This is a genomic window from Komagataeibacter xylinus (genome assembly GCF_004302915.1).
Lineage (GTDB): Bacteria > Pseudomonadota > Alphaproteobacteria > Acetobacterales > Acetobacteraceae > Komagataeibacter > Komagataeibacter xylinus_C.
In genome coordinates this window covers 1-20,726 of record NZ_QQBI01000002.1, presented here as the reverse complement: position 1 = coordinate 20,726, position 20,726 = coordinate 1, and the positions used below count along the sequence as shown (strand labels likewise).

Annotated in this window: 18 protein-coding genes; 9 read left to right on the top strand and 9 right to left on the bottom strand. The window is 67.4% G+C overall.

Annotation, left to right across the window (positions count from 1 at the left end; all coding sequences use genetic code 11):
* Window positions 1-2: 2 nt before the first annotated feature.
* The 8 genes from DV027_RS01780 to cysQ all read right to left on the bottom strand — a co-directional run bounded on the left by DV027_RS01780 (window position 3) and on the right by cysQ (window position 10,082).
* Complete coding sequence (locus DV027_RS01780; protein WP_207303394.1) at window positions 3-1,379, bottom strand: peptidylprolyl isomerase; 1,377 nt, start codon at window positions 1,377-1,379, stop codon at window positions 3-5.
* Window positions 1,380-1,404: 25 nt separating this feature from the next.
* Window positions 1,405-3,783, bottom strand: a complete 2,379-nt coding sequence (locus DV027_RS01775; RefSeq protein ID WP_130730276.1) for an LPS-assembly protein LptD — start codon at window positions 3,781-3,783, stop codon at window positions 1,405-1,407.
* Entirely contained in the window at window positions 3,783-4,898 is a 1,116-nt protein-coding gene (gene lptG / locus DV027_RS01770; RefSeq protein WP_130730275.1) for an LPS export ABC transporter permease LptG, read from the bottom strand. Before lptG ends, DV027_RS01775 begins: the two co-directional genes overlap by 1 nt.
* A complete protein-coding gene (lptF, locus tag DV027_RS01765; protein ID WP_130730274.1) occupies window positions 4,895-6,061 on the bottom strand; it encodes an LPS export ABC transporter permease LptF in 1,167 nt (388 codons plus the stop codon). Before lptF ends, lptG begins: the two co-directional genes overlap by 4 nt.
* Before the next feature lie 100 nt (window positions 6,062-6,161).
* Entirely contained in the window at window positions 6,162-7,619 is a 1,458-nt protein-coding gene (locus tag DV027_RS01760) for an FAD-binding oxidoreductase (RefSeq protein WP_130730273.1), read from the bottom strand.
* Window positions 7,616-8,269: a hypothetical protein gene (locus DV027_RS01755; protein ID WP_130730272.1), complete on the bottom strand. Its 654-nt coding sequence runs from the start codon at window positions 8,267-8,269 to the stop codon at window positions 7,616-7,618. Before DV027_RS01755 ends, DV027_RS01760 begins: the two co-directional genes overlap by 4 nt.
* A 38-nt stretch (window positions 8,270-8,307) precedes the next feature.
* Window positions 8,308-9,285, bottom strand: a complete 978-nt coding sequence (locus DV027_RS01750; protein ID WP_130730271.1) for an L-threonylcarbamoyladenylate synthase — start codon at window positions 9,283-9,285, stop codon at window positions 8,308-8,310.
* Between the two features lie 11 nt (window positions 9,286-9,296).
* Window positions 9,297-10,082 carry a 3'(2'),5'-bisphosphate nucleotidase CysQ gene (gene cysQ / locus DV027_RS01745; RefSeq protein ID WP_130730270.1) on the bottom strand — a complete coding sequence of 262 codons (786 nt, stop codon included), beginning with the start codon at window positions 10,080-10,082 and terminating at the stop codon, window positions 9,297-9,299.
* A 153-nt stretch (window positions 10,083-10,235) separates the two neighbouring features.
* Here cysQ and DV027_RS01740 point away from each other — a divergent pair, with 153 nt between their 5' ends.
* The 3 genes from DV027_RS01740 to DV027_RS01730 are packed head-to-tail and all read left to right on the top strand — an operon-like array spanning window position 10,236 to window position 13,098.
* Window positions 10,236-11,705 carry a leucyl aminopeptidase gene (locus DV027_RS01740; RefSeq protein ID WP_165399088.1) on the top strand — a complete coding sequence of 490 codons (1,470 nt, stop codon included), beginning with the start codon at window positions 10,236-10,238 and terminating at the stop codon, window positions 11,703-11,705.
* Window positions 11,706-11,747: 42 nt separating this feature from the next.
* The gene (locus tag DV027_RS01735) at window positions 11,748-12,194 is read left to right on the top strand and encodes a DNA polymerase III subunit chi (RefSeq protein ID WP_130730268.1); all 447 of its coding nucleotides are present in this window, start codon (window positions 11,748-11,750) and stop codon (window positions 12,192-12,194) included.
* Window positions 12,195-12,246: 52 nt separating this feature from the next.
* On the top strand, window positions 12,247-13,098 hold the full coding sequence (locus DV027_RS01730; RefSeq protein ID WP_130730267.1) for an aldo/keto reductase: 852 nt from the start codon (window positions 12,247-12,249) through the stop codon (window positions 13,096-13,098).
* A 109-nt stretch (window positions 13,099-13,207) separates the two neighbouring features.
* On the opposite strand, the gene DV027_RS01725 is transcribed toward DV027_RS01730, so the two are convergent.
* Window positions 13,208-13,513 (bottom strand): hypothetical protein, encoded by a 306-nt coding sequence (locus DV027_RS01725; protein WP_130730266.1) that lies wholly within the window; start codon window positions 13,511-13,513, stop codon window positions 13,208-13,210.
* A 983-nt stretch (window positions 13,514-14,496) separates the two neighbouring features.
* Between DV027_RS01725 and DV027_RS01720 the strand changes: the two genes are divergently transcribed.
* From DV027_RS01720 to DV027_RS01695, 6 genes are read left to right on the top strand one after another with little or no spacing between them, the layout of a single operon-like run.
* Window positions 14,497-16,209, top strand: a complete 1,713-nt coding sequence (locus tag DV027_RS01720; RefSeq protein WP_242621693.1) for a hypothetical protein — start codon at window positions 14,497-14,499, stop codon at window positions 16,207-16,209.
* Window positions 16,209-17,174, top strand: a complete 966-nt coding sequence (locus DV027_RS01715; protein ID WP_242621692.1) for a hypothetical protein — start codon at window positions 16,209-16,211, stop codon at window positions 17,172-17,174. The genes DV027_RS01720 and DV027_RS01715 overlap by 1 nt, the downstream gene beginning before the upstream one ends.
* Window positions 17,175-17,176: 2 nt before the next feature.
* A complete protein-coding gene (locus DV027_RS01710) occupies window positions 17,177-17,722 on the top strand; it encodes a hypothetical protein (protein WP_130730264.1) in 546 nt (181 codons plus the stop codon).
* Entirely contained in the window at window positions 17,719-18,783 is a 1,065-nt protein-coding gene (locus DV027_RS01705) for a hypothetical protein (protein ID WP_130730263.1), read from the top strand. Before DV027_RS01710 ends, DV027_RS01705 begins: the two co-directional genes overlap by 4 nt.
* Complete coding sequence (locus tag DV027_RS01700) at window positions 18,780-20,180, top strand: NADH-quinone oxidoreductase (protein ID WP_130730262.1); 1,401 nt, start codon at window positions 18,780-18,782, stop codon at window positions 20,178-20,180. The genes DV027_RS01705 and DV027_RS01700 overlap by 4 nt, the downstream gene beginning before the upstream one ends.
* Window positions 20,180-20,620 (top strand): NADH-quinone oxidoreductase subunit B family protein, encoded by a 441-nt coding sequence (locus DV027_RS01695; protein ID WP_130730261.1) that lies wholly within the window; start codon window positions 20,180-20,182, stop codon window positions 20,618-20,620. Before DV027_RS01700 ends, DV027_RS01695 begins: the two co-directional genes overlap by 1 nt.
* Window positions 20,621-20,726 lie beyond the last annotated feature (106 nt).

The following is a 20,726-nucleotide window of genomic DNA, read 5'->3' as shown; positions in this document are numbered from 1 at the left end:
ACTCAGGTCTTGGAGCGCATGTCGATGATCGCACGGCGCTGCAGGTCGCGGTTGAGCTGGCGCGAGGTCTGCTCCACGCGCTCGCTCAGCAGGTGATCGGCAATCTGGCTGGGCGTCTGGATGGCGATGTTGCGCTCTTCACGCGAACAGACCATCAGCACTAGAATGCCATCCACCGAAACCAGCGGGTGGCTGGGCTTGCCGGGCGGGAGCGGCTCGAGCACCTCGCGCATCTGCGGGTTGAGGTGGTTCAGCATCAGGTCGCCGGGGTCAGAGGGGTGCTTTTCGCCGTTTTTCTTGTTCTGCGCTTCCACCTGGTCGCAGTTCTTGGCCGTGGTGGAAAAGGCATTGGCGGCATCGAGCGTCTGCTTCTGCTGGTCCGTCGGGTTCTCGGGGTCGAGCGGCGCATCGAAGGGGAAGAAGGCCTGCCGGATGGACAGCACGGTCACCATCTGGTGGCCCACCGTGCGGCGCTCGGCGATGGTGGCGATCACGTAACCCCCCGCCACCCGGATGGGGTTGGAAATGGCGCCATCGGGCATCTGGCGCGCGACGGTCACCACCTGCGGGTCGAGTCCGTCTTCCTGCGTCCAGCCCATCATGCCGCCGTCAAGCGCGCTCTGCCCCTGCGAGAACTGGGCCGCGACAATGGGGAAGGGCGCGCCCTCGCGCAGTTCCTGAATGATGGTCTCGGTGAATTTCAGTTCGCCTTCGGGGTGGCGCTGGTCCTCGACGGGAATGAAGATCTCGCTGATCATGTATTCCGGCTTGCCGTCTTCGCGCTTGAGCGCGGCCATGCGCTGTTCGATCTCGGCTGCGGTAATGCGCCCATGCTCCGCCGTTTCCTGCCGCAGCACCTGCGACCAGCCAAGCTGCACGCGGATCTGGTCGATCAGCGTGGTAAGCGACACGCCATCTTCCGCCAGCTTGTTGCGCAGCGCGTTCTGGGGCATGCCATTGCGCTGCTCGATGCCGGCAATGGCATCCGCGATCTGCTGGAGGGGTACGTTGATGTGGCGATCGAGCATTTCCTGCATGCGCAGCTTTTCATCGATCAGCTGGCGCACGATCTGCGGGCGCAGGCGCTGCATCACATCATCGCTCACATCCAGCCCCGAGGAGAGCGCAAAAAGCCGTCCGCGCGTGTCGATGTCGCGCTTGGTCAGCACCGCGCCATTGACGGTGGCAACAATGGCATCCTGATCTTCCGCCGCCTGGGCCTGCTGGGCAATGGCATGGGCGCTGCGGGCATTGGCCACGGGCTGGTGCCCCACCAGCGCCAGGCAGGCCAGCAGGGTGGCCGCCAGCGTACGGCGCGGGCCACGGCTGCGGGGTGCGGGGGGGAAGGCTGTGCCACGGGTGGCGGGGAAGAGGGACATCCGGCTCGGTCTTTCGCGCATCAGGTCAGCCATTTATACCAAACGTGCCGATGGTTTTGAACGTAAGGGAGAACATTACGGTCGAATTGCTCTGTTGGCCACCAATCGTGGTGTACTGCTTGAGATACATGACATCCAGCCCGAAGCAGTCATTCTGATAGCCCGCATCGCCACCCACCGCCACGCTTTCCTTGCGCGACAGGCTGCGGCGCAGGTAGGCGGCGATGTGCCAGTTATCCCAGTTGGAGGCGGCGCCCACCGTGAGTTCGCTCACCGGCTTGTAGTAAATGGCTGGCGGCACCGAGGCATAGGAGCGCTGGGCGTAATAGTAGTACGGCGTCACCGGCTCGAACAGGTAGCCACCCGTTACGCGGAAATGGCGGAACCCCGCGCTGCCCAGCGCATCGGCAAAGTCGACCTTGCCCGCATAGGGGTCGAGCCGCATCTTGCCGTCAAAATCGAAATACTGGTTGGGCACCATGTGCGTGCCCATCACCACATCCGACAGGTGATGGTTCAGCCCCGAATAGGGGATGCGGTTATGGTCGATATGTTCCTGGAAGCTCTCGCCGATCAGCACGTCGATCTGGTGGCCGTTCCAGGTCCAGTTGTTATGCAGCCCCACATTGGCGCGCAGGCCGCCATCGAGCCGGTCGGTGCCCGCGTAGCGGTTGATGGCGAACAGCGTGGAATCGGTGAACTCGTAGGTCAGGCTGTCCTCGTTGGGGATATTGCGTGACGTGCTGTTGCCGGTGTTGGGGGCGGCGATGAACTGCACGATCGGCTCGAGGATCTGGGTGCCGGTATTGTGGTTGAAGCTGCGCAGGAAGGGCCAGTTCATCTTCAGCGCCACCGTAGGCTCCACCTGGCCCTGCACCTGCGCGCGCGCCGTGCGGCCAAAATTGGGCTGGGCGTTGAGGTCGGTCGCGCGATGGACGGCGGATTCGACATGCAGCGTCAGGTTCCAGATCTGCCCCAGGGAATTGTGGAAGGGGCGGTCCCAGTTGAGCGAGAGCTGGCCGCGCTGGTCGGATGTGCCGTTCTGGCGATAGACATAGAAATCCGTCGTATCAAGCGCGAAGCGGCCGCCCAGCGCATCGGGCTGGCCAAAATAGCTGTAGGTGTAGCGCGGCAGGACCCAGGGCAGGTCCTTGTTGTTGATGATGCCCTGGTTCATGCCCTGATAGCCCTCGGCATCGATGCGCGAATACGAGCCCGTGCCGAAGCCTTCGAGGTAGAGGTTGGAATTGAGCGTATCCTGCCCGTAGCCGCTCACGCGGTAGTCGCGCATGTAGTTGGGCGAACTGGCCCAGCGGATGTTGCCGCCCGCGCGCCAGGACTTGTTGATGTTCACCTGCCCGCTGGCCGAGATATAGCCCTGCACGCCGTGATTGTTCGAGCTGTCCACCGTATCGCCAAATGTATTGACGTATGTGCTGTCATGGTGGGTGTCATAGGCGATGTTGCCATTGACGTTGAGGCGCGCGGTTTTGAAATACCGGCGGAAATTCATCATGAGTTCCGGCCCGGTGCGCGTGGCGAACAGCCCGGTTGCCGTAAGATCGGAGAAGCGGTCGATCACCCAGTAATACGGGATGGTGACATACGTGCCCAGGTAGCGGTCATGCGGGGTGAAGCCGGGGGTGAGGAACCCGCTCTGCCGCCGCACGGACGGGTCGGTCATGGAGAAGGCGGGCAGGTAGAAAACCGGCACGCCAAAGAAATCAAAGAACACATCGCGGAATTCCAGCCGCTTGTGCTGCAGGTCATGCGTGGCGTCAAAGGAGCGGAACTGCCAGAACGGCGCGCGCTCGGGGTGGCGGGCACAGATCTCGCATGCGGTATAGACCACGCGCGTGAGGTCATTGACCTTGCTGTTGGTGCGCCGCAGGCCGTTGGCGGCAAGGCGGGCGTTGTCATACATCTGGGCGTACATGCGCGTCATGATGCCATCGCGCATGCCGTTGCTCAGCTCGGCATATTCGGTAAACAGCACGGTGCCGTCAGGCTCGACGAGTGCCACGTTGCCCCGCGCCGCGGCAATGCCGGTGTTGCGGTCGTATACGACCTTGTCGGCGCGCATGATCTGGTCATTCTGCCACAGCTGCACGTTGCCGGTCCATGTGGCGATGCCGTTCTTGCTGTCATAGGCCACATGGTCGGCCTGGAAGGTCATCGGGTCGGTATTCGAGACCGTGCCGGTAAACGAGGCCGGGGGTTCGGGCTGGCTCTTGGGCGCATGGATGGGCATGGCGCGCACCGGCCCGTCCGCCCGTGCATCCGCCCCGAACATGAGCCCGCCCAGTGCCGTGGCCGCAAGCAGCAGCCCGCGCGAAAACCGCCGCATGGCGGCGGGGAGCCGCACAGGTGACGGCGCGCGCGGGGAAGGGGCGGGACGGGACATCAACCGTCCTCTAGATGAAGAAGTAGCGTGACTGCAAGACAAAGCCCGGCCACGGTGGGCGCCCATGCGGCCAGAAGGGGCGGCAGGGTTCCCGTTTCACCAAACTGCGCCGCGATCTTGGAGATGGCGAACAGCGCAAAACCGGCGGCCACGCCAAAGCTGATCATGCGCACCACGCCGCCGCGCCGCGCGGGCCGCATGGAAAAACCGGCGGCCACGAGCGCCATGGTGCCCGACAGCACCGGCAGCGTGAGCAGGGTCTGGAAATGCAGCCGGTGGCGGATGGTGGAAAAGCCCGAGCGCCTGAGCTGGCGGATGAAGCCCGGCAGCGCCCAGACCGACAGCGTATCGGGCGAGGCGAAGCTCTCCTCCACCCCGGCCAGGGTTAGGTCAGCGGGGAGCGTGATCTCGCCCATCGCCTCGGGCAGTTCGTCGGGGCGCAGCAGGCGGGCCGTGGTCAGGATCCACCGCCCCTTGCCCAGATAGCCGCTCTCGGCCTCGATGCGGGTGATCAGGTCATCATCGGGCCCCATGCGGAAGACGGTGACAGCCCCCACATGCAGCATGCCGCCACTGAGCCTGACCCGGCGGGCATGGATGATGGCCGTGCCGTGGCTGACCAGCCCGTTATCGCTCTGGCGCAGCCACAGCGTGCCGCCGGTCATGTTGAGCGACTTGCCGTTATTGTCGCGCAGGTACTGCCGGTCGAGCGCCTCCGCGCGGCGATACATGACGGAGGAAAGGGGCGAGATGGCGGTGGTGGCCACCGTGCCGATCAGCACGGCGCAGATGACCGGGCCCGCCAGGAACTGCCATGCCGAGATGCCCGCCGCCCGCGCCACCACCAGCTCCGACGTGCGCGCAAGCCGCCAGAAGCAGATGATGCCGCCCAGCAGCACGCCAAAGGGCAGGATCTCGAGGCAGGCGAAGGGAATGTGCAGGAACGCGATCTCGCTGACCAGCGATGTCGGTACGTTGGGGCGCGTCGAGACCCGGCGCAGCAGGTCGATGAAATCGAACATCGTGATCAGCCCGGTCAGGAAGGCGATCACGGCCAGCGTGGCATAGGTGAACTGCCGCGCGATGTAGAGCGAGAGCGTAAAGGCCATGTTCATGGGCTGGAACTGCCCGCCGGGGCAGGCTTTTCGCGCTCGGTGCGGATCTCGGGCCAGAACAGGATCGCCGCACAGACCAGGCCGGGGGTGAGCGTGCAGATCCACATCAGCGGCATGAGCTGCAGGTTGCGTGAGGCGAGGTTCTGCACCGCAAGCGTGAGCGCCTGCACGGCCACCACGCCCAGTATGGCCAGCACGGGGCGGATGATGCTGGCCTGGCGCGAATAATTGCCCCCCATGGCCCCAAGCAGCCCGATCATGGCGAACGAGAAGGCGCAGAACGGCGTGCTGAGCCTGCGCCAGGCCTCGATGACCATCTTGCTTTCATCACGGCGGGAATAGAGGTGCATGTCCGGGTGCAGCAGCTGGGCGATCGGCAGTTCATTGGCATCGGGCTGGCGGGTATGGTTGCCGTGCGGGCTGGACAGGTCGATGGTGTTGCGCGCGAATGTCAGCACGTTCAGCCGGCCGGTATGGGCATCGATTTCCTGGCGCGAGCCGTTGAACAGTACCACGCGCGGCTGGTCGCCCACAATCACGAGGTTGCCTTCCTCGGCCAGGATGGTGGCTTCCGCACCCGGCGTGCGGTCATCTTCCACCATGATGCCATGCAGCGTGCCGTCCTTGTCGCGCGTGCGGATATAGACCGTCATGCTGTCCGACACCTGCGTGAAGACGCCATCCTGGATCAGGAAGGCGGCCATGCGGTTGCGGATCTGGAATTCGTACTGGCGGAAGGCGTGGTACGAAACCGGCACCACCCATACGTTGAGCAGCAGGCACGCCCCGGTGGCAATGGCCGCGCATATCAGCCCCGGCCGCGCCATCATGAAGGGCGAGAGGCCGGCCGCCTGCATCACGGTCAGTTCGCGGTCGGTGCCGAAGCGCTGGTAGATGAACTGCACCACCACAAAGGTGGTGATGGGCAGGATCACCGCCACGAAGGACGGGATGAGCAGGCCGGTCAGTTCCAGGAACACGCGCAGCGACAGCCCGCGCCCCACCACCAGCGAGACGAAATGCAGCGACTGGGTGAGCCAGATCAGGGTTGCCAGCGCGCCCGTGCTTGCCGCCAGCGCCAGCAGGAGCTGGCGCAGCATGTAACGATCCAGAATCGACAGGCGCGGCGCGAGGCGATCGGGACCAGGGCGGAGGGCAGGCATGCCCCTGTCTAACCCTGTTCGCGCCGGGGCAAAAGGGGTGAACCCCGCCCGGATGGGGGGGTGGAACAGTCTGTTACGCGCGGCACGGCGGGGCGTGGGGTCATGCGCCCGGTTGCGCGGGTGGCAGGACCTTGCCGGGGTTCATGAGGTTTTTGGGGTCGAGGGCGGCCTTGATGTGGCGCATGGCCGCAAGCTCCGCGCCGCCGCGCCATGCGGGCATCATGTAGGGCTTGAGCTGCCCCACCCCATGCTCGGCCGAGAAAGAGCCATCAAGGTCCTTCACGATATCGGCCACCGTATCCATGATGTCATGGCTGCGCGCCAGGAAGGCGGCAGGGTCCATGCCCTCGGGCTGGACAAGGTTGAAGTGGATGTTGCCATCGCCCATGTGGCCGAACGGGGCGGGGCGGATGCCCGGTATCAGCGCCTCGCACGCCGCTGTTGCGCGGCGGATCAGTTCCGGCACGTGCGTGACCGGCACCGAGACATCGTTTTTCACACTCGCCCCCGCGCGGCGCTGGGCTTCGGCATGTTCCTCGCGCAGCTTCCACAGGCCCGCGCGCTGGCCTTCGCTCTCGGCAATCACGGCATCGGTGATGATGCCTTCCTCCAGCGCCTCGCCCAGCACTTCCTCGGTGTATTCACGCAGGTCGGCATCGGGGCGGGGGGTGGCGAGTTCAACCAGCACGTAGGCCGGCGCGCGCTCGCCCAGCGGCACGGTGGCGCCCGCGATCAGGCTGGTCACGAGGTCCATGCCGGTGCCGGACATGAACTCGAACGCCTGCACCAGGGCCGGGTCGCGCGCGCGCAGCAGGCCGAGCAGCTTCAGCGCCGCATCGGCGTCGTCCACCGCGCACAGGGCGGCCTCGATGGCGCGGGGCTGGGGGTGGAGCTGGATGATGGCGGTGGTGATGATGCCCAGCGTGCCTTCCGAGCCGATGAGCAGCTGGCGCAGCGCGTAGCCGGTATTGTCCTTGCGCAGGCGGCGCAGGCCATGGAACACGCTGCCATCGGGCATGACCGCCTCGATGCCCAGCGTGAGTTCACGCGCATTGCCATAGCGCAGCGTGTTGTTGCCGCCCGCATTGGTGGCCAGCACGCCGCCCATCTGCGCCGATCCTTCCGATGAGATGGAAAGCGGCAGCATGAAGCCTGCCTCACGCGCGGCATCCTGCGCGGCTTTCAGCGTCACACCCGCTTCCACCTCCATGGTCAGGTCGGCGGGGTCGATGGCGCGCACGCGGTTCATGCGTGTCAGGCAGATCACCACCTCGCGCCCGCTCCCGTCAGGTGTGGCGCCGCCGACCATGCTGGTATTGCCCCCCTGCGGCACCATGGGCACGTCGTGCTCGTTGCACAGGCGCACGATGGCGGCCAGTTCCGCCGTATTGGCGGGCCGGAGCACGGCCAGCGCGCGGCCATGGTACAGGTCGCGCCAGTCGGTGCAGAAACTGTCGGTATCGGTCGCATCCACCAGCACGCCAACCGGGCCGAGCAGATCGGTAAAGCGCGCGATCAGGTCAGGGCGCGTGGGCGCGGGCGAGGGGGATACGGTCATGACAGCATGTGTCCTGTATGGGAGGGGAAGGATGAGGGCACGAGCCATGCCTGCCCATGGTGGCGCACCGGCGGGTAGGTGGCGCTGGCCTGCGCTGGGCTGGGCTGGGCCAGCAGGTGAAAGGCCTCGGTCAGCGCGAAGCCGGTCAGCGCGCCCACGGCGGCGGCCACGATCAGGCCCGATGAGCGGCGGCCGGCCGGGCGGGTGTTGTTGTGCGCGACCGAGAGGGCGGTCAGTGTCTCGGCGCGGGCCTGCTGGGTCTGGCGCAACTCGGCGGTCAGCGCGTCGTTGCGGGCAAGGGAGGCGCGCAGTTCAACCCGCGTGTCGCGCAGCGTCGCATCGAGCGTGCGGATGCTTTCCGCCATTTCGGCAATGCGGGCGTGCGACTCCTCGATCTCTTTCTTGGCGGCGGCGCTGGCCTTGGTGGCGCGCGGCGCGCGGGGCTTGGGGGCTGCCCTGGGCGGCGGGTTGGGCGCGATCGCGGTGAACAGGTTCTTGAGCGCGCCGCCCGTGACCTGGTTCTTGCCAGCGCGCGTGCGGATGGTTGCCAGCGCTGCTTCCGACTGGCCAGCATTCTCATCCAGAACAAGGGCGAGAATATCCGAAAGGATTCTCAGTTCCCTTGGGTCGATTGTCTGTGTATCGCTCATGTCAGCTGCACCAGGGTCGGATCATGCGGTTGAAATCATTACGAACGCGGACAGGCCGCACGGGTCAGCCGGTCGCGGATGGCCCGCCCCAGCGCGTGCCGGGGCACGGGCTGCACGGCAATCCCGACCAGTCCCCGGCGCTGCCCCTCCATATCAAGAAACCGCAGCCCCGCGAAGAGGCGGGCTGCCGCTTCATGCAAATCTTCGCCTTCGCTCAGGTTCCACACCAGCCTGCTGCCCGGCAGCGGGGCGCCAAAGGCCAGCAGGGCTTCATCCGCGCCCACGCTCGTGGCGTCAAGCCGTACCGGCAGGCCGGGCGCGTAATGCGATGAAAGCTGGCCGGGGGCGGAAGGGCGGGCATCGTTGCTTGCGGCCTGCGGCAGGGCGAGGGGCATGGCACAGGCTTCCTCCAGCGCTTCGAGCGTGATGCCGCCGGGGCGCAGCAGCACCGGAACGGGGCCGCTGAGGTCGATGATCGTGCTCTCCACACCAACAGTGCAGGGGCCGCAGTCAAGCACCGCGTCAATCCGCCCGGCAAGTCCCGCCATGACATGCTGCGCATCCGATGGGCTGACCTTGCCCGAAGGGTTGGCCGAGGGGGCCACGACGGGAAAGCCGCACGCCTGCAGCAGCGCCAGCGTGGTGGCGCCTGCGGGTACCCGCACGGCGGCGGTGCCCAGCCCTGCCGTGGCAATGGGCGAGATGGCGCAGCCGGGCGCGCGGGGCAGCACCATGGTCAGCGGGCCGGGCCAGAACCGTGCGGCCAGCGCATGGGCCAGTTCCGTTGCCACGACCTGCGCGAAGGCGGCCTGCGCGCTGGCGAAGTGGCTGATGAGCGGGTTGCGCCCCGGCCTGCCCTTGGCGGCATAGATGGCGGCCACCGCCCGGTCATTGCCCGCATCCGCGCCAAGGCCGTAAACCGTCTCGGTGCCAAAGGCCACGAGGCCGCCCGCGCGCAAAATCGCGCTTGCGGTCTCGATCCCGGCGGGGGTGTCAGGGAGCAGGCGGGTTTGCATGCGGGCCGGACCTACCGCGCCCCACGGCACACGAAGTGCGGGTTGCGCCATTCCGGCTTGCCATAGGCCAGCGGCCTGCCATCGGGTGTGAGGATGGCGCCACCGGCGGCCTCGACCACGGCCTGCGGGGCGGCGGTGTCCCACTCCATGGTGGTGCCGAGGCGGGGGTAGAGATCGGCCAGCCCTTCCGCCACGCGGATGAACTTGGCCGCCGAGCCGATATTGCCCAGGTGGGCGACGGGATGGCCGCCCAGGAATTCCTTCAGCCGCGGGTCATCGGCATAATGGCGCGAGGCCAGCACGGTCAGCCCCTGTGCCGGGGGGTGGCGGACATGGATCGCCTGCTCACCATTTTTGTCGATGCGGAAGGCCCCGCGCCCCGCACCCGCGCCATAAAGCTGGTGGTAGGCGGGCAGGGCCACGGCGCCGAGCACCGGGCGGTTATGGCGGATCAGGCCGATATTGACGGTAAAATCATCGCGGCCCGCGGCAAATTCGCGCGTGCCATCAAGCGGGTCGACCAGCCAGAACTCGCTGCCGGGATCGATGCGGATGCCCGCGGCCATCTCCTCCTCCGCCACGACGGGGATGGCGGGCGCATGGGCGCGCAGGCCCTTGAGAATATGCGCCTCCGCCGCGTGGTCGGCCTCGGTTACGGGGGAGCTGTCGGTCTTGACCGTGGTGGCGAAGCCGCGCGCGCGGATGGCGCGGATCAGCTCCGCTGCTTCATCGGCAAGGCGCAGGGCCAGATCCAGAAGGAATCTGTCCTCATAAGCTGGCATGGATGGCGTATTCATGCTGTTCGCATTAGCTTACTCGTGCCGCGCCGTCATGCCTTTATCGGCCCTGATGGTGCACGATGGCGAAAAACCGGCCTTTTCCCGCATGGGGCGGGGCAGGATTTCGCGCCGTTCATCCACCCTTTGTCAAAGCGGAGCCCCGTGACCCCCATGCTCGATATTGCCTTTTCCGATGCCACGGCGCCTGCCGGCGGCACGATCGCCATCCTCGCGCCCTCCGGCACGGCGCCCGCGGGCCTGTTTGCCCAGATCGATGCCGCCACCGGCGGGGCGCTGGCACGAGCCGCCCGTGCCGCCCGCTTTGGCTTCGAGCTGGCCAAGACCTGCGTGGTGCTGGCACCCGGCGCAGGCTATGACCGCGTGATCCTTGTCGGGCTGGGTGCGATGGGCGAGCTGTGCGCGACCGGGGCCGAACGCGCGGGCGTCGCCGCCGCACGCACCCTGGCGCAGGGTGGCGCGCAGGGTGCGATCGTGGCCGACAGCCTCTCCCCCGGCCTTGCCGCCCATGCCGCACTCGGCGCCGTTCTGGGCAGCTACCGCTTCGATTCGTATCGCACCACCCCGCGCAAGGGCGAGGCCGACAGGCTGGCAACGGTGAGCGTGCTGGCAGCAGACCCCGCAGCGGCGCAGGCCGCGTGGCAGCCGCTGCTGGCGGTGGCGCGGGGCGTGTTCCTGTGCCGTGACCTCGTATCCGAGCCCGCCAACATGCTGCGCCCGCCGGAATTCGAACAGCGCATCCTCGCCCTGCGCGGCCTTGGCGTGGAAGTGGAGGTGCTCGACCGCGACGCCATGCACAAGCTGGGCTTTGGCGCGCTGCTTGGCGTGGCCCAGGGCAGCGATGCGCCGCCCCGCACCGTCATCATGCGCTGGAATGGCGGCGTGGAAGGCGAAGCCCCGGTGGCCTTCGTGGGCAAGGGGGTCACGTTTGACTCCGGCGGCATCTCGATCAAGCCCGCCGCCGGCATGGACGAGATGAAGACCGACATGGGCGGTGCCGCCGCCGTGGTTGGCACCATGGCCGCCCTGGCCGGGCGCAAGGCCAGGGTCAACGCCGTGGGCGTGGTGGGGCTGGTGGAGAACATGCTGTCCGGCAATGCCCAGCGCCCCGGTGACGTGGTGCGCACGGCGGCAGGCCAGACGGTGGAGGTGCTCAACACCGATGCCGAAGGCCGCCTCGTGCTGGCCGATGTGCTGTGGTACACGCAGGACCGCTTCAAGCCGCGCTTCATGGTCAACCTCGCAACCCTCACCGGTGCGATCGTGGTCAGCCTTGGCGTGGAACGCGCAGGCCTGTTCTCGAACAATGATGAACTGGCAGGCCACCTGTCCGGCACGGGCGAGGCGACGGGCGAGAAGCTGTGGCGCATGCCGCTCGATGCCGCCTACCTTGAACTGCTGCGCTCGGACATTGCCGACCTCAAGAACATCGGCGGCCGCCCCGGCGGGTCGATCACGGCGGCCAAGTTCCTTGAATGTTTTGTCAACGAAGTGCCCTGGGCGCATCTCGACATTGCGGGCACGGTGTTTTCATCCCGCGCCACCTCGCACGCGCCCAAAGGGGCGACCGGCTTTGGCGTGCGCCTGCTCGACCGTCTGGTCAGCACGCATTACGAGGGGTAATGCCTGCCCCGCGTGGCAGGACAGGGCAGGACAGGGAACTCCATGGCGCAGATCGGCTTCTATCACCTGACGCGTTCCAAGGCGGTGGAAGTACTGCCCGCGCTGCTTGGCCGCACGCTTGCAGCCAGCAGGCGCGCGGTCATCCGCTGTGGCACGGCCGAGCGGGTGGCCGAACTCGATGACGGGCTATGGCGCTCCGCCAACCCGCTGTGGCTGCCCCATGGCACAAAGGCCATGGGGCACGGGGAATGGCAGCCCATCTGGCTGACGGAGGGCGAGGACGTGCCCAATGGCGCAACCTTCGCCTTCCTGCTCGATGGGGTGGAAATGCCCGATCTTTCTCCCTTCGAGCGGGTGTTCGACCTGTTCGATGGCCATGACGAGGCCGCCGTGGCGGGCGCCCGCGCGCGCTGGGTGGCGTGGCGCGAGGCCGGGCATGAGCTGAGCTACTGGCAACAGCAGCCAAAAGGCTGGGCGCGTCGCAAATAGGCACCATCGCGCGGGGCAATCCCGCGCGGCATGGACGAAAGGCAGGTTGCGTATGAAAACGGTCACTTTCCCCAACGGCACCACCGTCCCGGCCCTAGGCATGGGCACATGGAACATGGGGGACAGCGACAGCCGCCGTGCGGATGAAATAAAAAGCATCCATGCAGGGCTCGAGGCCGGTATCCGCGTTGTCGACACCGCGGAGATGTATGGCTCTGGCCGGTCGGAAAAACTGGTGGGCGAGGCGATACGCGGGCGGCGCGATGATGTGTTCCTGGTCAGCAAGGTGCTGCCCTCGAACGCCTCGCGCAAGGGCGTGCGCCGCGCGTGCGAGGCCTCGCTCAAACGGCTGGGCACCGAATATCTCGACCTCTACCTGCTGCACTGGGAAGGCAGCGAGCCGCTGGAGGAAACCATAGCAGGCTTTGATGACCTGGTGGCAGCGGACCTGATCGGTAGCTGGGGTGTTTCCAATTTCGATACCGACGCCATGCGCGAGGTGGAAAGCATAAAGGCCACCACGCCGTGCGCCGCCAATCAGGTGCTGTACAGCCTTGACTACCGCGGTGCGGAATTCGACCTGCTGGCGCGTGACCGTGAAGCGGGCATCGTAACCATGGCCTACTCGCCACTGGGACAGGGCGGCGACCTGCTGCGTGCGCCGGTGCTGGGCCGGGTGGCTGCACGGCACAAGACCTCGCTCGGCCCGGCAAGCCCCGCCCAGATTGCGCTGGCATGGGTGTTGCGGCAGGAGAACGTGCTGGCCATACCCAAGGCAGGTAGCCCGAAGCACCAGCACGAAAACTTTGCCGCAGCCGAAATTACCCTGACGCGTGATGATCTTGCCGAGATTGACGCCGCCATCGCCCCGCCGCGCCGCAAGGAACCGCTGGCCATGATCTGACAGGCCCGCAGGTCTGGATAAATAAGACGCCGTCTTTACTTTAATAAAGGCGGCGTTTGAAAACCTTATTTATTATTCTGCTCTATGGGCAGTAAGCGTGATGGCCAGTTTACTGGTCTGATGCAACCCACTGCTTCTTGTCATCCTGCCTGAAAAACTGAACACGTTCATCAGTGGCCTGGTTGGGGAACTGCATGACAATATGGCATTTAAAAATTTTCTTGTTCTCGTCAGCGAAGGCGCAATCCCTGACTTCGGTCACGACGGGTTTGTCATAGCTGAATTTCTGATTGATATACTCCTGCGCGACCTGCTTGAGGTCCTGTGGCTCAGGGGCTTTGTCACCACAGGCGGAAAGGGCGACAACGGGCAGGGCGAACATCAGGCTGCGGATATGTCTGGTATTGAGGCGCATGTCTTTACTCATTTGCACGATATGGAATGCAGGATAAGGCTGTACAGATCGTGCCTGCACAGCCTTATGCTTATGCCATTGCAGGTTGTATCAGTCGTTTCTGCTTTTCATCCCGGAGACGGCGATGATGATCGCGGTCAGGGTGCAGATATAGAAACCGAACCCCAATGATACGGAATCATGGATTCGCTTTGTTAATTCATCAGCCATTGAAGATGCGAACGATCCGCCAAGCCCACTGAAGGCTCCGGTTGCCTTCTCCGTCAGGGCGTTGAGGCCCCGCCTGTAGTAAAAGAAAGCAAGAACCACGGTTACCAGCGGGCCAAGATTCAGAAAACGCGCAAACGGGCTGTTAAGCCAGGGCGCGCACCCCAGGGGGCAAGGGCGCAGAGCAGGCCGATCAGGCTGAACAAACCAAAATTTTATATATCCGCCACAAACCTATTCATGAACCGACCAAGTCGCGCCTGTCCGGTCATGGGCATCCATGCGCAGGCATGGCCGGAATGAACCGGCCCGGTCACCGTGACATGCGGCCCGCCATGAAAGTAAAGTGCCCGCAAAACCTGAACCCTTCCATGCCCAAAGAGCACTGCGAGAGAACATGTCGGCCACGGAGACGTGCCGCCGGTCGGTATCGTGGCCGGGCGGGCCTGTGCGGGCGTGGCATGTGCCTGCTTTAGAGACCGGCACCGCTGGGGGCGATGTCTCGCCATGCGTGGGCCGCCCGCCGTGTCGTGGCGGGAGGAGCCGCATGACATGATGGCCGGTCAGCGTGCTGCCCGCATGAAACCGCCAGCGCAACCGCGATCATCTTGACGCGCGACGGTCTGGCGGAGATTGATGGAGCATCGCGCCGCCGCGCCGCAAGGGGCCGCCGGCCATGATCTGATCCACCCGGCCAGCCGGGAGCAAGCCGGAGGGCCATTATCATTCCTGTCATCCTTGTCGTTGCCCTGCTTGTGGTAGGGCTGGCAACTGCTTTGTGCGTCGGCCTGCCGCGGCAGGCGCGCTGGGCAAGGCCCGTGCTGGCGGCGGGCTGGCTGGTGGTGTGCGGCATGGCCATGGCCTGTTCGCACGGGTGTGCCCTGCCCGGCGGGGTGGTGGCATGGCCGGGCGTTTTTGCTGGTGGCCCCGATGTGATGCTGCTGGTGCCGCTCGGGCTTGTCGCAGCTTTGGCCCGCACCCCGCGTGACTGTTCGGCCAGCTTTGGCGCGGCCCTTGTGGTAATCGGGGGGGGCGTCGTGTCATCCATCGGGGCGGGGTGGGTCCTGCTGGCGCTGTGCCGCACGCCACAGGCAGGCAGGCGGCACGCGCCCGACATGATGGCCCTGCTGCTGGTGGCGGCGGGCAGCCGGTCGCCCGGTCACGTCGATTATCTGCTGCCGGGGCTGTGCTGGCTGGCCACGCGGGGGCTGCTGGGGCTTTCGCTCTCCCTGCGCGTGGCCCCGCGTGGCCTGCGGCCGTTCCACATGGCCGATATCGCCGCGATGATCGCCGCCATGAGCCTGTGGGCGCGCCTGCCCGCGGGCACGGCGGTGGCCGACATGCGCTGGGGTGGCGTGCTGATCGTGGCGGGGTGCCTGTTTTACATGACCGCCTCGTGGCGGGCGCTGCGGGCTCCTGATGCGCGCCGGGTCCTGACCGGGCTGGCGGGCGGCACGGGGGCCATCATTATCACGCTCGCGGGCCTCATGCTGCTGGCGCGCGCCGATGACCTGCCGGGCATGGCCGCTTGCGCCCAGCGCACCTACCTGCTGGTGGCGGGGCTGCTGCTTGCTGGCGTGCTGGGCGCCCGCGCGCTTGATGTGATGGAATGCGAGGCGGGCGCGCTCTCGCTGGGCAGGCTGGGCGGGCTTGGGGTGCTCATGCCGCGCCTGTCCGCGCTGTTTGCGCTGGCGCTGCTGGCCGAAAGCGGGCTGCCGCCGCTGCTGGGGTTTTCCATTATCTGGATGCTGCTGCGCCTGCTGGCCTCCATGCCGCATGCGGGCGGGCTGGCGGGCGAGGCGCCACTGCTGCTGGCTCTGGCCGTGCTGGGCGTGGGCTGGGCGGTGCGCATGCTCGCCCTTGTGCGCATTGTGGCAGTCATGCTGTGTGGCAGGCCGCGCACGCCGCGCGGCGCGGGGGCGGCGGACCCGCCCGCGCAGGAGCAGTGGGCCGTGCTGGTGGCAGGGCTGCCGATCGTGCTGGTTTCCATCTGGCCCGGCTGGTGGCTGGCGTTGATGCAGGGCGCGGGGGGGGCAGGCGGATGGTCCGGCCTTGCGGTGGTTGCCCTGACATCGCCCGATGGGGGCGCAGCCCTGCATCCCGCCCGCCTGTGCCTGTTTGTAGCGTTGGTGGGGGGCGTTGTGGCGGTGGTGCGTTGGCTGGCCTGCCGCGCGCCCACGCGGCAGGTGGCAGGGTGGCAGCAGGGTGCGCCCGGGGTGCCACCGTGGATGGTATTTGGTGATCCGCTCACGCAGGTGGGGCCGGGCAACCCCGCGCGCATGCTGCTCGATATGGTCGCGGCCGCACCGGCGCGGCAGTATTTCGTGCGCGATTACGCGCATGGCCTGCGGCTGGCGCGCAGGCTCGTGCGGGTGGGCGCGGGCCGGGTGGCAGGCGCAGCATGCTGGCGGCGGGTGCCGGGGCCGGTAGTGCTGTTGGCGGCCTGCGTAGGGGCGCTCATGTTCATTGCGTGGCGGGGGCAGGGGTGATGGCACCGTTCCTTGCGGCACGCATGCAGGCGCTGTTGCTGGCGGGCTGGCACATGGCGCTGGTTGCACTGATGGCGCCGGTCTGGATTGCCCTGCTGCGCTGGATGGCAGCCTGCATGGAAGGCGAGCGCCGCCCGCCCGCCCCGCTGGCCCACTGGCGCGTGCTGCGCCATGCATGGCGGCAGGCGGGGGTGCGCTCGGCCGCGGGCGCGCAGGTTACGGCGGTGGCGCCCTGGCTGGGCCTTGCGGCAGGCCTGGCTGCGGCAGGGCTGGTGCCTTCGTTCTGCATCGGCCTGCCCGGCAGCGACCTGTCGGACCTGCTGATCGTGGGCGGGTTGCTGGAAATGGCGTTTCTGGCCCTTGTGGTCACGGCGCTTGCGGCAGGGCTGGCCCGGCCCGGCCATGCGGGGCTGAAGGCGGCGTGCATGGGCATCATGATCCAGCCCGTGCTGCTGCTGGTGTGCGTGGTGCTGGGGCTGTGCCTGCCCGATGGCACGCTGGCGGGGCTGGTGCGGCAGGCGCATGTGGCGGATATGAACGTGGTGCGCGTGCCGCTGGCGCTGGTGGCGGCTGCACTGGTGCTGGCGGGGGTGGAGGAAAGCGATGGCGCGGCATTACGCCTGTTTGCCACCATGCTGGAGGATCTGGCAGGCCCCGACCGCGCGGTGGCGCTGTATGCACGTGACCTGCTGGCGGTGGTGTGGATGATGGTGGCGCGTGATCTGGTCTGGCCCGAAGCGATCGTGGAGCCCGATCTCATGGCCCGCTCATGGCGGGGTGTGTCGCTGCTGGAGGCAATGGGGGTGTGGGCCGGGCATATGCTGCTGGCGTGCGGATGTGTTGCGGGGCTGCGGGTATTCGTGGTCGCGGCGGGCAGGCAGCATGCGGGCTGGCGGGCCGGGCTTGCCCTGTTATGCGCGCTGATGGCCGGGGTGCTGCTGTTTGCGGGCCGGGGGGCGGATTGAGCATGCTGGTGCTGTTGCTGGGCATGGTGGTGATCCTGTCGCTTTCGGGCTCCGGGGGGCGAGGCGGCGGCCTTGCCTGGCATGCGGGGCTTGCGGCGGCATGCGTGTGGCTGTGGCAATGGGCACAGGGCAGGGTGGGGGTCGCATGCCTGCTGGCGGTGGCGCAGGCGGGGATGGTCGGCCTGCTGGGCCTGCAACTCCTGTACGGGCAGGCAGGCCCGCGTGAGCGCACTGGCCTGCGCCTTGCCGGTGGGCTGGTCTGTGTTGCGGTGCTGGCGCAGGTGATCGTGCCCGGCATGCCCGGCGGCATGACGGGGCGGCTCATGGGCCTGGCGGGGCTATCCGCCATCATGTGCGGGGTGTGGGGCGCGTGCATTGCGCGGGCGGCTCCCGCCCTGTGCGCGGGGCTGGCCTGCGGGCTTGATGGCGTCATGCTGCTGGCGGGGCTGGCCGATAGCCCGCTGGTCATGGCGGAAACACTCGTGGCGGCAGCGGCCCTCAACCTCATGCTGCTGCGCGCGCGCCGGTCCGGAGGGTCAGCATCATGATGTCGCCCGCTCTTTTCATCAGCCTGGTGACGGGCTGGATGGTGCTGGCGTTTACTGCCCTGCTGGCAACCGGCGGCTCACAGGCGTTGCGTGGCCTGCTGGCCGTGCTGCTCATGGGGTTGTGCGCTGTTGGCTGCCAGCCTGCCCACACCATGGTGCAGGCGCTGATGCTGGCCAGCCCGGCGCTGGCGCTGTGCGTGCGTGTTTTCATGCCGGAAACTGTGGCGCGGGAAGCAGGCGGCATGGCGGGGCTTGGGCCCTTTCTCCTGGCAGGCAATGCCACGCTGGCCCTGTCATGCGGGCGGTGCGACCTGCTGGTCATGTTCATCGGGCTGGGGCTGGGCGTGCATCTCGCCTTGGGCAGGCAGGGCGACTGGACCGCGCTGCGCGTGGGGCTGGGGGGGCTGGTCATGGCGCAGGGCGGGCTGTTCGTGCTGCAGGCCGGGTGGGGCGCGCGGCAGGAGCAGGCCGGTGCGGTGCTGCTGGCAGGCGGGCTGCTGCTGGCCTGTGGCGTGCTGTCGGGCAAGGAGCGCCCGGCGGGGGCGCCAGAGGGGCAGATGGCGCTGCTGGCCACGACGGCAGTGCTGGCGCAGGCGGCGATAACGTGGCCTGCCCTTCATGCCGCGCTGACCTTTCTGGGCGGCGTGTGCCTGCTGTGGTCGCTCCTGCCCCGGTTCCGCGCACCTTCAGGCGGTGTGGACTGGTCGGGCTGTGCCGTGCTGGCTGCGGGGCTGCCCTCTGCTACGGCATCCCTGCCGCTTGCGGCCTGCCTGCTGGCGCTGGCCTGTGGTGGCAGGGCCGGGCGCGGGGCCGGGGCTCCGGGCCTGTTGTGGCCACCTTTCCTGCCCGGGGTGGCGCTGGCCCTGTTGCTGCTGGCCGAGATGGAGGCCACGCCGGGGGTGGCCCTTCTGGCCGGGGCCTGCCTGTGGCCAGTGTTCACCGGTGCTGCGCCTGCCGGGACAGAACCGGACCCGGCGGCACGGGCGCGGGCAGGTCTGGCGCTGGCACTGGGCTGCATGGTGCTGGCGCTGGCCCTGCGTGGCGGGATGGTGCTGGCATGAGCGCCGATGCCGCAGCCCTCATTCGGCACGGTGCCCCCACGCCCTGCGCCGGGCGCTTTGTGCTGGAGGCTGATGCGTGGCAGGCCATGATCGCGGGGTTGCGCGCGACCGACCTGCCCCTGCTGGGGCTATGGTCTGACGGCGTGCAGGTGCATGCCCTGTTCCGCCATGGCCCAACACCGCTGGTTGCCAGCGTTGCGGTATCACCCGATGGCTATCCCGCCCTGTCGCCCGTGCGGGTGGGGGCCCAGGCGCCCGAGCGCATCATCCATGAGCTGTGGGGTATTCCGGCCATCGGGGGGCGGTGCGATCCGTGGCTGGATCAGGGCCGATGGCCGGTGGCAACCCCGCTGGCGGCCCATCCCGCCCCCACGCCTGGCCTGCCGGAGGGGCGGGAGTTCATTGATGGACCGGCAGTGATGCAGGCAGGCGGCACTGTGCTGGGTCATGGTCCGGCGGAAGGGAATTTTCGCGCCCCGTTCCATCTGCGGCTCGGCCTGCCGGGCGAGCGCATTGTGGCAGTGCAGCCCTGCATGGGCTACGCGCATCGGGGTCTGGCCGCGCGGCTGCGGGGGCTTGCGCCACAGCAGGCAGTCAGGCTGGTCGCCCGGATTGATGCGACAGCAACCGTCGCGCACCAGCTTGCCTTTGCCCGTGCCCTGCACAACGCCACCGGCACCCCCATGCCCGCGCAGGGCGTGGCGGCAGGCGTGATGCTGGGTCATGTGGAGCGGATTGCCACCCATCTGGATGTGTTGGCACAGGCCGGCTCGATGCTGGGCGATGGACGCAGCGCCACCCTGGCCGCCACCATGCTGGAGCAGGTGCGGCAGGCCTGCCGGGATCTGTGCGGGCGGCGCCTGCTGTTCGATGTCATCCCGCCCCCGGCCGCCCTGAAGCCGCGTATGGATGACACGCAACTGACCATGCTGGCAGCAGGGCACACCGCCCTGCACCGGCTGTTCTGGCGGCCCCGTGGCCTTGCGGCGCAGGCGCGTGGCAAGGGCGTGCTATCAGCCGCAACGGCTGCCCGCTGGGGCATCATGGGCTGTAACGCACGGGCGGCGGAAAGGGGGCAGGGCGATGTGACCGACCGGCTTGATGCCCGCCTGAGCGAGATCGGGGAAAGCCTGTCCCTGCTTGCAGCCTTGCCCGAAAGCCCTGTCATGGAGGTCGAAGGCGGAGGGGGGGAAGGTCTGGGCCGGGCCGATGGCCCGGCAGGCCCGGTCTGGCACTGGCTGCGCCTTGAGGCGGGGCATGTTGCGGCCTGGTGGTGTGGTGACCCGTCACTGGCGCTGGTGCAGGCATTGCCCACGATCCTGTCGGGCGCGGCCTGTGAGGATGTGGAGCTGATTCTGGTCTCGCTGGGCCTGTCAGCCACCGGGGCGGACCTGTAATGGCGCAACTGCACCTGTTCTGGCCCGAAGGCACGCCGCTGCCGCGACTTGAGGCGCTGGATGTCTTTCATATCGAAAGTGGCGGCTGCACCGGCTGCGCGCTTGAACTGGCCAGCCTGTCACGCGCCTTGCTGGCAGGCAATCACCCCATCCGCTTCGTGCCCACGCCCCGGCAGGCGGGCATGCTGCTGCTGACCGGCAGCCTGACGGTGGGCATGGCGCCCGTGGTCGAACTGGCCTGGCAGGCCATGCCCGGTCCGCGCGTGCTGGCCGTGGTGGGAGACTGCGCGGTGGATGGGGGGCTGTTTGGCGGCAATTACGCCGTGCTGGGCGGCGTGGGCGTGCGGGCGCGCACCACCGTGTCGCTACCCGGATGCCCGCCCGCGCCGGATGAAATCCTGACAGCCCTGGTGCGCTGGCAGGCTGCTGGAGAGTCCTGAAGTAAAAAGATAAAAGTTTTTGGTGAAGCTTTTTTCAGGGCCTGTTGGGAATTATGCTTTTTTGAAGTCTCTAAATATGATTCAAAGGCCATATGGAGCGCTTCAT